Genomic DNA, 13,632 nt, shown 5'->3' on the forward strand with positions numbered 1-13,632 from the left:
AGACTTTAACAATAACAAGGATCCTTATGAACATTGCAGTATTTGGTCAGACTCTATATGCCGGTGTCATGGCAGCCTTACTGGCAGAATGTGGTCATCAGGTCTACTGGTGTGATTTGCTGAAAAAACCCTCTTCCGAGCAAGTCTATGCACAGGATGAAGCCGTACAGCAGTTACTGAACAAGCAGCATGCCAAGGGCTTTTTACAATACTGCAAGTTTGAGGCGATTCCTTTAGATATTGATGTCTATCTGTTTAGCTTAAGTCCGACTGAAGAAAGTCAGGGTCTGGAAATCCTGCGTGAGCTCAAGCAGCGTCCAATTATTCATCCAAAACTGATGATAAATGCTTCTACCTTAGGCCTGCACGGTACCGAAAAATTCCAGCAAATTCTTTCAGAAGATTACTGGATCTATTTGCCAGATGTGATTCAGGAAGGTAATGCCTTACGCAGCCTGACCGAAGCCAGCCAGCTCATTGTCGGCTATAGCAATGAAACGGCGAAAACGCTTTTGAAGGAACTGCTCAGGTCGTTATTCCCGCGTGAACAGCAATACCTGTTTATGCCGGTTCTGGATGCCGAATTTACCAAACTGAGTGTGTCCGGCATGCTGGCCACGCGTATCAGCTATATTAATGATCTGGCTCTGGTGGCTGAAAAGCTTGGTATTGATATTGAGCATGTACGCCAGGGGCTGGCAGCAGATAGCCGGATTGGTTCATCTTATCTGTATCCGGGGGCTGGGTTCGGCGGCGAAAACTTTTCGCATGATATTCAGATCCTGGCCAGTACTGTGTCAGGCACCGGCGCGAAAAGCCAGCTAATGGCTCAGGTCTGGGAAATTAATGAGCAGCAAAAAGAGCTGCTATTTCGCAAGCTGTGGAATTATTACCATGGTGATCTGGCCGGAAAAACTGTGGCGATCTGGGGCGCATCCTTTAAGGAAAATACTTCACGCATCCAGCAGTCGCCGATTCATGCCATGTTGACTGCGCTCTGGGCGCAAGGCGTCACAGTCAAGTTGCATGATCCGCAAGCCCTGGCGGAAATTGAAAAAGTCTATGGACAACGTGATGATCTGGTGTATTGCACAGATCAATACGAGGCTGTAGATGGAGCACATGCCTTATGTGTACTCACTGCCTGGAAACAATACTGGAGTCCCAATTACCGCCGCCTGCTGAATCAGATGCAGCACCCACTGATCCTGGATGGACGTAATATCTATAATCCGGACTATATGAAAGCACAGGGCTTTGCCTATAAAGGAGTGGGGCGTTAATGAGTACGATTCAGCAACCTTATCCGCTCGAAGATACAGAGACTGTTTTAAGCCGATTAAATAATTTAAAACAGCAATTTGAACATAAGCATCTGCAAGAGCTGTTTCAGCAAGATCCTCAACGTTTTCAGCATTTTTCTGTCAATCTGGAGCCTGTGACCTTTGATTTTAGCAAGCACCGCATAGATCAGGAGGTGCTGCAGGCTCTGGTGCAACTGGCACAGGCACAAGACCTGAAACAGTGGATCAAACGTCTGTTTTCCCAAGAACAGGTTAATTATACCGAGCAGCGTGCTGCGATGCACTGGGCCTTACGTTTGCCAGAACAGAATGAACAGCATCCTGAGCTGGCTGCAGAGGTGCATACCCAGCTACAACGCATGTTTACTCTGGTGGAAAAAATCCATGCTGGACAGTACCGCGGTGCCACTGGTGAAGTCATTCAGGACGTGGTCAATATCGGGGTAGGTGGTTCGGATTTAGGGCCGCTGATGGTCAGTCAAGCGCTGTCTGACTTTAAACAGCCGACTCAGCGTCCCCTGAATGTACATTTTGTGTCGACCATGGATGGCAGTCAGCTGTCTGATCTGCTGCATAAGCTGCGCCCTGAAACCACGCTATTTATTATCTCCTCCAAATCTTTCGGTACCATTGACACCCTCTCTAATGCACAAACGGTACGTCTGTGGTTGGAAAAAGCCTTGGGTCAAGACCTATGCACGATCCAGCATCATTTTATTGGCGTCTCGACCAAGCCGGAGAAGATGACCGCTTGGGGGATTGCGCCGGAAAACCAGTTCCTGCTCTGGGACTGGGTCGGAGGCCGTTATTCACTCTGGTCCTGTATTGGCTTACCGATTGCATTGACTATCGGAGTACAGGGTTTTCAGCACTTTTTAGCAGGTGCCTATGCGGTAGATGAGCATTTTCAGACTGCCCCATTTGAACAGAATATTCCGGTGTTGATGGGACTGTTAGGGGTCTGGAACAACAACTTCCTGGATATACAAACCCATGCCGTATTGCCTTATGATGGCCGGTTAAAATATTTTGCTTCTTATTTGCAACAGCTGGAAATGGAATCCAATGGTAAATCCATTCAGCGTAATAGCGAGAAAGTAGAGTGGGATACCTGCCCGATTATCTGGGGAGAAGTCGGACCGAATGCCCAGCACGCCTTCTATCAGTTATTGCATCAGGGCACCCAGTCGGTCAGCAGTGATTTTATTGCGCCGGTACAGCGTTATAATGCGAACCAGTTTACCTATGCCGATAATGCCGATGCACTGATTGAACAGCATCATTTGGCTCTATCTAACTGTCTGGCGCAGTCAAGGCTGTTGGCCTTTGGTAATCAGGCGCTGGATGCCAGTGAATTGGCTAATCTACCTGCCTATAAGCAGTATGCAGGGAACCAGCCGAGTTCAACTATTTTAATGCAAGAGCTCAATCCTTATAGTCTGGGGATGCTGATCGCCATGTATGAACATAAAGTGTTTGTGCAGTCAGTGCTGTGGAATATCAATCCTTTTGACCAGTGGGGCGTCGAAAAAGGCAAGGAAATTGCCAATCGGCTCTTGCCGATTTTAAATGGTGAGCAGGCGGATGTATCCGCGCTGGATGCCTCGACACAAGGTTTAATTGCAATATTAATGGGGAAACAGCGTGGCTAAAGTACTGGTAACCGGTGGTGCAGGTTATATCGGCTCACATACCTGTCTGGAATTATTAAATGCCGGACATGAAGTCGTGGTATTAGATAATCTTTCTAATAGTTCTAAAGAATCTCTGAATCGTGTGCAGGCTTTGGCTTCGAAATCTTTGGATTTTATTCAGGGTGATATTCTAGATCAAAATATTTTGAATCAGATTTTTAGTACCTATCGAATTGATGCCGTGATCCATTTTGCTGGTCTAAAAGCCGTAGGAGAAAGCCAGCAAATTCCGCTGACGTATTTTGAAAATAATATTTCAGGTTCTATCAGCCTGGTACAGGCCATGCAGCGCGCTGGTGTATTCCGTCTGGTCTTCAGTTCCTCGGCTACAGTCTATGATGAAGCCAATATCTCGCCTTTAAATGAAGATATGCCGACCGGTATGCCGAGCAATAACTATGGTTATACCAAGCTGATTGTAGAGCAGCTATTACAAAAGCTATCGGCATCCGATGATCGCTGGTCAATTGCCTTGTTGCGTTATTTTAATCCGGTTGGTGCGCATAAAAGTGGCCAGATTGGTGAAGACCCGCAAGGGATTCCCAATAACCTGATGCCGTATGTGACCCAGGTGGCTGTGGGTCGTCGTGAAAAGCTGTCTATTTTTGGGGATGATTACGATACGGTAGATGGGACAGGCGTACGGGATTATATTCATGTGGTGGATCTGGCCAATGCGCATTTGTGTGCATTGACTAACCGTTTGCGAGCACAAGGTTGCCGTGCCTGGAACATTGGTACGGGACAAGGCTGTTCAGTCTTGCAAATCAAAAATACCTTTGAGCAGGTCAACGAGGTGCAGATTCCATTTGAAATCGCTCTGCGTCGTGAAGGCGATGTGGCGACGTCTTTTGCCGATAATACCCGTGCAGTAAAAGAACTGGGCTGGCAGCCACAATATGATCTGGAAGATATGCTGGCAGACAGCTGGAACTGGCAGAAGCAGAATCCGCAGGGCTATCGCGACTAATTTCTGTATATAAATATCAAGTATAAAAAAAGAGCCTTCCGGCTCTTTTCTATATGCAATATTAACCCTGAATTAATTGAATCAGTTCATCTACATAAGCTTGCATCGGTTTTGGATTTTGGTCTGTACGTGTTTCAATATTCAGGCGCAATAAAGGCTCTGTATTGGATGCACGTACATTCACACGCCATGCACCGAAGTCCAGGCTAACCCCGTCTGTCTGGTCAATAGCCGGATTTTGGTCTGCAAAGTAGTCAAAGATTTTCTGGATGGTGGTTTGAGTATCGGCTACTTTGAAGTTGATTTCACCCGAACATGGAAATTTGGCAATCATCTCTTCAACGAGAGCTGATAAGGGTTTTTGTGTCTCAGATAAAACAGACATCGCTAGTAACCATGGAATCATTCCGCTGTCACAGTAAGCAAAGTCACGGAAATAATGGTGTGCACTCATTTCACCACCGTAAACAGCATTGTGCTCACGCATCACATCTTTAATAAAGGCATGGCCTGACTTGGACTGCACCGTGATCCCTTGGTATTGTTCCACGATATCCAGCGTATTCCAGACTAGACGCGGGTCATGTACGATCTTTTCGCCAGATTGTTTTAGCAAGAAGGCCTGTGCCAGCAGACCGACAATATAATAGCCCTCAATGAACTGGCCTTTTTCATCGAACAGGAAACAGCGGTCAAAGTCGCCATCCCAGGCAATCCCCATATCCGCACCATGCTGAATGACTGCCTCACGGGTGCTGTCACGGTTTTCAACCAGAATTGGATTCGGAATACCATTTGGGAATGTACCATCCGCTTCGTGGTGAATCTTGATAAACTCTACCGGAATCTGCAAGGTTTTAAATTTTTCTTCGATGGCATCAATGACATGACCGGCAGCACCATTTCCGGCATTCACCACCAGTTTCATAGGGCGTATTTTTCCCGGATCGATATAGGTCATCAGGTGATCAACAAATTCAGGCAAAATATTATATTTTTCTGTGGTGCCTTTAACGGTAACGTCTTTAAATTCGCCTGATTCTGCTAAAGCCTGAATCTCTTTAAGACCAGTGTCAGCACTGATCGGACGGGCATTTTCTCGCACCAGTTTCATGCCGTTATAGTCCATCGGGTTATGGCTGGCAGTGACTTCAATACCACCTTGGACATCCAGGTGGAAGGCACCGAAATACACTTCTTCTGTCCCTGTCATGCCTAAATCTAAAACATTCACACCAGCATCATTTAAACCACGGATTGTAGCTTGTTTTAAATCTTCACTAGTGAGGCGAACATCACAACCAACAACGATAGTTTTTGGTTGGTAAATTTGTCCATAGGCACGACCAATTTTGTAGGCGATATCTTCATTGAGTTCGCTACCCAGTTTTCCGCGAATATCATAGGCTTTAAAGCACGTCAGTTTGGTCATGTGATTTCTCGAGATTCCTGAAAATAATGCTGAACTTTAAGGTATTTAAACATAGAGTAAGCATCCGCTAAACCCCACTTTTTCCGTCTATATTCAGTCCTAGATAAATCCTGTTGCTTGAGGATGACTTTGTTGTACAAAGATTCAAAAGACAGAGCCTCTCTAAATTATCTAAATTTAAGTTACAACTTGGAGGTATTTATATAATTCATTGCATTTTTCAAATTTTCGCATTCTTTCTTTGTGGAATGATTGCATATGCTTATCGATCTGAAATTATTTGACGGTGTTGTATTGTGTCATAAGCCCCATCGGCATAAACAGAATACTTCTTTACATATCTAGTTGCACTTTACAATATCCTTATCTACAGTTTTTTAATTCTTTTCTGATTGATGAAGTAATTCTTTAATCATTTTATCGAATCGTTCAACCCATAGTTTAAACTCATGACTTGATTCATTAAGTTCATTTAGATTTTTAGGATGATGTAAGGTTTTTGCCAAACCATAGTCTGCAAAATATTTTAATGTTGGCCATCTTAGTGAACGCTGCATAATTTTTTTCATCATTGTTTCAATTGATGTCTCATCAAACTTTTTCATATGATTTAAGCAGAGAACTAGTGTTGAAAGTTTTTTCACATTATCTGTGACATCTATTTCAAAGATTATGAAATTGTGATCGAATAGCTTATCTAACCTATAAATCATTAGAGAGCGCTTGTTTCCATCCAAAGTCATGTGGAGTTTAGATCGCTGCAATCTAGGAAGTTTATAGAGCTTTGAGGTTGTTGTCTTAATATTATTTTGCTCAATAAACCTTTCTATCATGAATCTGAAGGCTTCAAAACGATCCATAAGCAAATCTAAATTATTACTCTCATCTTCTAAACCCTCAAATTCACCACGACCAATTGTTCCAACTCTAGTCGCTTCATCGGTCCCTACAGCATCATAGTCTTGGATTTCCTCTTCCTGCGAAGGCAAGGATGTGTTCTTGGCTCTTTTTTTATTATAAATTTTACGAGTGAGAACTGGATCGGAAAAGCTGAGCAATACAGGAGAGCTATGCAAAGTAAGGATTTTACGATCACTATTAGCTTCTTGACTATCATCAATTTCTGGAGATTCGGGCTCTTGTAGGTTTGAGTAAGTGCCAGATTTTCCTGTAGACGACGTGCTTTTATTTTGATTAAATCGCGGACTAGAAAAATCAATCTTCTTTGGTAAGTTCGATTCTAACCCTTTAATCTCTACAATTTCATTGATATAAATTTGATCCAATTTTTTAGAATAATAGGCTTTAACAGTTATTTCTACATTTGCTAAAGAAGGGGGATCAAAATTGAAATACCACCATTCTTTATTTTTGCCTTGTATTTTTTCATTAAAACAATAAGCAGCAATACTTTCATAGCTTCTTCTGATTTCAGGATTGGTTAAAATCCAAGCGAGTAAGTTACGCATGCCAGGATGATTATATTGAGATAAGGGGAAACTACTCGGGGATAGTTCTGTAATCAGTACATGGTTTTCTGAAACTCTTTGAACATCAAATTCCAGACTTAAAAAATTTTGTGAAAGTGCATTTCTCGCAAAATAAGCATTATGAAAAAATAATGCTCTAGCAAGTTCCAATTGTGGCAAATGTACAATTGTATTTTTAAATTTTTGATCAAGGTCAGTTAATTTCTGTGTGAGTTGAAATTGTTTTGTCGCAATATTATTGCTGACCTGCCATTCAGTGAGATCGCTAATTTTAAATTTTAGTGTTAAATAATTTTCATCTTTCAATTGAACTGAGGAGTTTAAGCATCTCCGTTGTGCCACCAAGTGCATGCTTGAGAATCGAGTATGTTTAAAAACTCTTTGTTTTTCATGCTCTAATCCGAGATTAATATTCCAATCTCTCTCTTGTTTATTCTTAAAAATTGCCCCAATATATGAAATTCTAGCGTTTAACGGAAAACCCCTAATAACCAAAATTAATTCTCCCAATGAATAAGTTTAATAACGTTCGTTAAAAAATTATTTGCTTCAGTTGTTATTCTTTCTTCACTTAAACCCGATTTTCGTAAAATGATCCAGCGTTGAAGTTGTTCATTTGCTGAATATGATTGCAGTAATACTCGGGTTAGTCGCCTAATCTGAAAGCAGCTAATGTCCTCATTATATTGATCTAAAAACTGTTTAGTTAATGGCAAATTATCTAAATTTTTTTCAATAGTAGCTGGATTCCTAAGTTGCTTGATCCACCAGTTTCTCGATTTTCTAGGTAAATCCAAGTTTTCTATAAGTTGTTGTTTAATCTTGATTAATAGTTTAACGGTTTCAAGATCACGTGTACCCCAATCAATTTTATTTCCTGTAGGTATGTGAGGTTGCTGATAATGACTGTTTGTTTCAAGTAGCCATTCTTGATCATTGCGATAGAGCCATGCATATAGAGCACTATTTTGTTTTCTTGATGCATTGATGCTGTCTTGATTGATTGCCTCAAGCCATTTTTTTCGTTTTTCTAATATAATTGTATTTTGAGATTCTGTTATATCCGAGGATTGTAATTTTATAGATTGTGGTTTAATGACTGGTTGTAAAGAATTAACAATTACTAATATCTCATTAAATGACCACTCTCTACCGGCATTCATAGCTTCAATTACAATTAAATGTTGAAGATAGCTAAAACATTTACGATGTTTTCGGAAAATACTACGTAGCCAACTATTTTCAGAACTGAAATTGTCCAAATGATATTGTTTTAAAAACTGTTTAGACCAGCGGGTCGAAATTTTTTCATAAATGGATTCATATAAAATATGAGAGTTTCCTCGGACACAATTATTTTGATGGGCAAGTTTCTTATAAAAAAGACTCCATTGCTCAAAACTTGCAGACTGTTTTGGACAAAGCTGTAAAACCTCATCTACTTTTTTACATATGAACAGATCATCTAATTTGGCTGCTGACTGAGTGACAATCGGGCAGTTTTTAATATCAGCTGCAATAAATTCATGTTTGTGTGGTGATCTAAACTCTATATTCGTTTGTATAAGTTCACCATGTTTTTGACAGCAGGTAACACCTTGGACTTGCCAAAGTCTGGACCAATAGTATTCTTTATATTGTTTAAGCTGTTCATTTATACATCCCGGGCAATATTGCAAATATGTGGGAGTTGCTATGTACGATGCATTAATTCCTAGGGCTAAGTGTACTGAACCATTTGATTTATTCAGCATCCATAGCATGCATTCTTGTCTTCGCTCTTCTGGAACAAATGGGGCATAAAGAGGAAAAAGAGTATGCTGATAAATCAGTTTTTCTGCATCAAATTGTGTTTCAGGTAAAAGCTTTAAAATTTTTGATAAATGTGCGGGCAAATCTATTGTTGCTACAACTTCGCGATCTTGGAAAATCTCATCTAAAAGTTGTTTTGGGCTATTAATTGCTAATCGTATTCCAGCTCTAGCAACTGAACTATAGATTAACTCATTAGCATAAGGAACCGGAAAATTTAGCATATTTATCCTGCCTCTTTTATTAAAGTTTCCATATTGATGACATAATCAGTCTGGTTTTTTAGATGTTCATAAAAGCTTTGTTTATTTTCTTTCTGACTGAACTGAAAACGTAAATCATCATTATCAAGAGAGTGCCATAATTTGGGTTGAATTCTCTGTTTTCTTATCTTTTGTGTATCTTGTGGTTTATTTGCACTAGAAGGTAAAGAGGACTCCTCATTTTGCTCATGCAGCCAGCTTAGGATAATCGGCATTACTGATTTCATGTCAAATTTAGGATTCTCTCGGAATACTTTTTTAACTAGAGGTGCTAATAAATTTGATTCGTATCCTAGCTCAATCAGTAGGCGATGCAAATGAATAGATTCTTGATGTCCATCATAGATATCAATATCTTCCATGAACTCTTTTTTTTGCTCTAGCTTTACTTGTAAGAGGAGTAGCTTTTTATCAACTTCGGGAATAATTAGATCGGAAAATTGTGAAATTTGTTCGGCATCACCTGAGCGTAGCGCTTTAATCATTGGATGAATTGGGATTAAATCTTGTTCATATGTCTGTTTCAGTAATTTGACCGTGATACGTTCCAGCCCTGACTCAATTGCTCTCATTTGGGCTAATACAAATAATTTAACCACAATATCTGGAATGCCTTGGCTGAGATCATACCAGCAGTTCCTGATTTCTTCACTTATGATAAGATCTGCTTTTTTGAGCCATTGATACTTCCAAAGTGCTTCAGTAAATCCGACCCATTCTGATTTAATGATTTTTTTTGTCTGTGGGTGAATAAAGTTTTCTTCATTTTTAATCTGTTCCCACAGAATTGAGCCTAATCCCACCCCTCGTCGAGCAGATCTCAAATCATCTTCAAAAATAAATCGAGCTTTTGGTGTGCCAACCATCACGACTGGTAAGCCAACCACATTAACCAAAGTGACAAAGAAATTCAGCATTTTATCTGCACCTCCAGACTTGTTCACACTTAGATGCTGAATTTCATCAATAATAAGCAATCCAATTGCATGTAAATTGGCAATCTGGCGCATTAAGTTGAGTAATGTTTCAATACCATGTCTTTTTAATGCATATTTTCTTTCATAATCAGACCCTAGTGCTTGATCGATTGCTCTGAAAAAATGTAGGCACAAACTTTTTAAAGAGCCATCATGTGGGCAATCAATTTTTAAATAAACAATTTGCGTAAAATTATACTTTTCATGAAAAATGACCTGAGGATAAGTAGCGAGAATTCGATTTAATGTAGTAGTTTTGCCACTTCCTGAACAGCCAATAAAACACATACTTCGTGCAGTGGACTTAGCTGCTTCAAAGCGAATGGCATTTACATCACCAGTCATCATTCGCTCATAACCATTTTGTAGATGTGAATTAAGAGAGCCATTTGCAAGATTACGCCCCACGTAACCTTCACGAAGCATAATGGAGAGTTTTTGTTCCAGTTGAATATGCCGTGCAATCGGTTGAAAAAAATTATTCATCAACTGAGCAATAAGGTGACCTCTAACTACACCTGATTCATGTTTTTCTGATGGGTTAATAGTAATTGTACTTTTTAGTGCATTTTTCACCTCTGAAAATTCACGTACAGGTGGTAATGCTTCTATAAGAGGATTTCCTTGATACTGCCCAAAACTTGGATGATAAACTGCATTAACTTTCATTTTTATTTACCTCGTTTTAATTATCATCTTCATCAAATAATGATTCGTAATAGGTTGGAATAAGTAAGGTGGATTCTTCGTCTTCTGCTTTTTTAATTCCTGAGATTGGAATAATATTGTCTGTAACCTTCGCATTTTTTGAGCTTTGGATTTGGTTAGATTTCTTTAAATCCTCCCTTTCTTCAGTTATTGCCTGATTACGGTTATTCCGTATCGATGAAAGACGTTGAGCATTACTTTTTTGAGTAGAAGGTCTTGAGGAAATTGCTTTTTCAATGATATCTTCATTGCGTTGTTCTAAATCAGCACGTGCAAGATTTGCATTTATTTTGTAGCGAGATCGTGTTATTTTTTGCTCAAGTTGAACTTGCCAGACCTCCCAAAAACTACAACCTCTAAATTCTCTAGAACGATTTGAAAGTTGTGCTTCCCAATAATCTGAATGATCTTCAGAATGAAATATATAAACTTTTTCAGCGTTCGCTGGATCGTAAGCAACTTTAAATTTTGGCCTTTGTCTTGAAGCACTTTTCCTGTGGAGCAAGCCGCGTTCAATGAGTTCTTTACAATTATAAAAGACTCCGAAAACCTTTAATCCTAGCTCAGAGAGGGTGCCATCTGTGCGGGGAAGTAGTGCAATATAAATCGCTTTTTCTGATGCTGAGCGTAACTTACCTGTTCGATTCTGTATGCCCCAATTCCATAAATGAATAGGAATGCAGGGTAAATCTGTTGGCATATCAATGTCGCGATCATAAGAAGAAAGTTCATGTGTGTTGTTGTAAATGAGAACAGAATTTAAAATGATCTGGGTAAATTCCTTAACAGTGAGTGTTGCATCTAGTCGGTAGTCTTTACCACCACGTTTCTTTTCTTTGATTGCTTGGACTACACCAGGTGCATAAGGTTTAAATTCAGCCTGGATAGTGCGGAAATAGCGCTCTACAATTGACTTTAAATCACCACGATAGGCAGGTGTGTTTTCTATTCGGATGGCAAAGTTTTTTTCGAGATTCTCAATTTGATGTCCAAGTAATTCGGCTCTATCTGCCAAGATTGCCTCAGGTAATCCAATACATGGCCAATCATTAAAAGTAATCTCATGATCAAATTTTTTACAATAATCGACCTTATCAGACATCGCCATACGAAGAACTAGCATACTCGTAACATAAGATGGATTTTCTAATCCCACGTACATGCCAGTAACCATACGGCTAAATTCATCCATCATAAAGTAAATGGTTGGACGTCCAATAATGCAGCCTCTATCTGAGTCAGAAACAAGATAGATGTCAGCTATCGTAGCATCTACTTGGTAACGAGATCCTGGTCCGAGAACATGTGTATTAACTGTTGAATATAAAACTCTTTTGTCTTTTAAATATTCAATTTTACTAGTTCGTGATTTTATTTTTAGAATAGGACTATATTCACGATCATAAAAGTATTTTAATTGCCAGATTGATGGGACTTCAGTTTCAATAATGTCGGGATATAGGCTTTGATATATACTAAGAAACTTACGATATGTGTAGGGTAGAGTATGCTTGTTTTCATTGAGCATGTACTGATTGATGACTCTCCTAAATAGTCTTTCAGTATCTTCATCAATAAGAGCACCTGTCCCTTCAGAAATAATACGAGGGCGACCTAATTTTTTATTATTTACAGCCTTTTTAACACCTTTTCCTCCAGAATTGTAATACTGAGGGATTAAGGCATTGGGGGTCATTCCTCTTTGCCAATACTGGCGAAGTAAGCGATATATAGTCTGTTTAGTGGTAATCTTTTGATTTACAATTTCATTAATCAAAGATGCACGTATGTTTGAATCATAAAATTTTTCATGTTCAATTATAGGTTTTATAATAGCTAAATTCTTGTCACGTTTGATTTGATAGACAGAGTTTTCTTCTAATACCATCAAAGACATGTCTTCAAAAGGATCTGTAGTAATTTTTATGTTGCCCGATTCAATTGCCTCGATGAGTGTAGATCTTGTATACAATTCAGGTAAAGCTTTTTGATTTTCAAGTTCTATCCAAATTATATGATCTGTATATACTTTGAGGATGCGATACTTTTTCTCATCAAGCTCATAAACATCATTGATTCGAAGCATTGCAGATGACCTCCCATGAATCTTGTTCACTGAGTTTTATATTGCCACATGTGATTTTTCTATAACTAATGTTGATATCAAATACGAAGTACCTCTGAGCAATGAGCTCGCGGATTTCTAATAGTGATTCTCCTGGTTCTAATGAATATTGAATATCAATATATTTTGATAGTTCAATTAGACTCAGATGAGAATTTCTTATAAATTGCTGATAATAGAAGTTGATTTTATCTGGAGTGTGATTTTTACTTTCTGAGTAATTTGCAGGATATAACCATTTAATATTATCAACGACCGTCAGAGGGATATCTTTTTCTGTAACAAGATACCAAGGGATATTTTCTTTTTGCCAATAGCGTCTTTCTAACTCGAGACTTTCAAGAATATTTAAATTTTCTAATTCAGTATGAGAAATAGCTCTGATGACATAAACAGGGGGAGCATTAGTAGCTTCACTGACAATAAAAAATGTAGAAACTAGTGTTTGTGCAATACCATTTTTCATTGGATGATAAAGGGAAAAAGTACGCGCCAAATCCTCAGTTTCTTTTAAATTCAGTGGCATTTGTTCTCGAATATCTTTGATAAAAATATTTCTATCTAAAATCAAAAAAACAGCGAGTTCTAAATCTGAAAACAAGTGATGAGTTCGACCTGTTTTATAGCCATATACTCGACTTGAGCGGTTGTTTAGGGATTTATTATCCTTAACTGTCAAGAAGGGTTTGTATTTACTTAGAAAGCCTTGACCACGTCCTTCTTTTATCCATTTTAGTTGTTGCTCTTTGGTTAACATATTTTTTTAACCTGCCTTAGTATATTTTTGAGCATATCATTAGGTTGTTTATTATTCAATATGGTATGTATCTTTATTACTTTTTTCCAGAAATTTATAT

Annotated in this window: 9 protein-coding genes; 3 read left to right on the forward strand and 6 right to left on the reverse strand. The window is 39.0% G+C overall.

The annotated features are described in order from the left end of the window. Positions 1-26 precede the first annotated feature (26 nt). The 3 genes from G4D73_RS09860 to galE are packed head-to-tail and all read left to right on the forward strand — an operon-like array spanning position 27 to position 3,968. Positions 27-1,283: a nucleotide sugar dehydrogenase gene (locus G4D73_RS09860; RefSeq protein ID WP_213686671.1), complete on the forward strand. Its 1,257-nt coding sequence runs from the start codon at positions 27-29 to the stop codon at positions 1,281-1,283. Beyond that, complete coding sequence (pgi, locus tag G4D73_RS09865) at positions 1,283-2,956, forward strand: glucose-6-phosphate isomerase (RefSeq protein ID WP_213686672.1); 1,674 nt, start codon at positions 1,283-1,285, stop codon at positions 2,954-2,956. Before G4D73_RS09860 ends, pgi begins: the two co-directional genes overlap by 1 nt. Next, positions 2,949-3,968 carry a UDP-glucose 4-epimerase GalE gene (gene galE, locus G4D73_RS09870; RefSeq protein WP_213686673.1) on the forward strand — a complete coding sequence of 340 codons (1,020 nt, stop codon included), beginning with the start codon at positions 2,949-2,951 and terminating at the stop codon, positions 3,966-3,968. Before pgi ends, galE begins: the two co-directional genes overlap by 8 nt. A 61-nt stretch (positions 3,969-4,029) precedes the next feature. Here the strand turns inward: galE and G4D73_RS09875 are convergent, their stop codons facing one another. From G4D73_RS09875 to G4D73_RS09900, 6 genes are all read right to left on the reverse strand, one after another. Further along, on the reverse strand, positions 4,030-5,400 hold the full coding sequence (locus G4D73_RS09875; protein WP_213686674.1) for a phosphomannomutase CpsG: 1,371 nt from the start codon (positions 5,398-5,400) through the stop codon (positions 4,030-4,032). Positions 5,401-5,777: 377 nt separating this feature from the next. Beyond that, the gene (locus tag G4D73_RS09880) at positions 5,778-7,385 is read right to left on the reverse strand and encodes a Tn7-like element transposition protein TnsE (RefSeq protein ID WP_213686675.1); all 1,608 of its coding nucleotides are present in this window, start codon (positions 7,383-7,385) and stop codon (positions 5,778-5,780) included. Positions 7,386-7,387: 2 nt separating this feature from the next. Further along, on the reverse strand, positions 7,388-8,926 hold the full coding sequence (locus G4D73_RS09885) for a TnsD family Tn7-like transposition protein (protein WP_213686676.1): 1,539 nt from the start codon (positions 8,924-8,926) through the stop codon (positions 7,388-7,390). Positions 8,927-8,928: 2 nt separating this feature from the next. Beyond that, positions 8,929-10,611: an AAA family ATPase gene (locus G4D73_RS09890; RefSeq protein WP_213686677.1), complete on the reverse strand. Its 1,683-nt coding sequence runs from the start codon at positions 10,609-10,611 to the stop codon at positions 8,929-8,931. A 16-nt stretch (positions 10,612-10,627) separates the two neighbouring features. Then, positions 10,628-12,736, reverse strand: coding sequence for a Mu transposase C-terminal domain-containing protein (locus G4D73_RS09895; RefSeq protein ID WP_213686678.1), 2,109 nt, complete (start codon positions 12,734-12,736; stop codon positions 10,628-10,630). Further along, entirely contained in the window at positions 12,720-13,532 is an 813-nt protein-coding gene (locus G4D73_RS09900) for a TnsA endonuclease C-terminal domain-containing protein (protein ID WP_213686679.1), read from the reverse strand. The genes G4D73_RS09895 and G4D73_RS09900 overlap by 17 nt, the downstream gene beginning before the upstream one ends. Positions 13,533-13,632: the final 100 nt, after the last annotated feature.

Source organism: Acinetobacter sp. WY4 (assembly GCF_018438165.1).
Lineage (GTDB): Bacteria > Pseudomonadota > Gammaproteobacteria > Pseudomonadales > Moraxellaceae > Acinetobacter.

Excerpts from the sequence above, each read along its gene's own strand:
- pgi (WP_213686672.1), top strand. The coding sequence starts at position 1,283 with ATGAGTACGATTCAGCAACCTTATCCGCTCGAAGATACAGAGACTGTT.
- G4D73_RS09885 (WP_213686676.1), bottom strand. The coding sequence starts at position 8,926 with ATGCTAAATTTTCCGGTTCCTTATGCTAATGAGTTAATCTATAGTTCA.
- G4D73_RS09890 (WP_213686677.1), bottom strand. The coding sequence starts at position 10,611 with ATGAAAGTTAATGCAGTTTATCATCCAAGTTTTGGGCAGTATCAAGGA.
- G4D73_RS09900 (WP_213686679.1), bottom strand. The coding sequence starts at position 13,532 with ATGTTAACCAAAGAGCAACAACTAAAATGGATAAAAGAAGGACGTGGT.
- G4D73_RS09860 (WP_213686671.1), top strand. The coding sequence starts at position 27 with ATGAACATTGCAGTATTTGGTCAGACTCTATATGCCGGTGTCATGGCA.
- G4D73_RS09895 (WP_213686678.1), bottom strand. The coding sequence starts at position 12,736 with ATGCTTCGAATCAATGATGTTTATGAGCTTGATGAGAAAAAGTATCGC.
- G4D73_RS09875 (WP_213686674.1), bottom strand. The coding sequence starts at position 5,400 with ATGACCAAACTGACGTGCTTTAAAGCCTATGATATTCGCGGAAAACTG.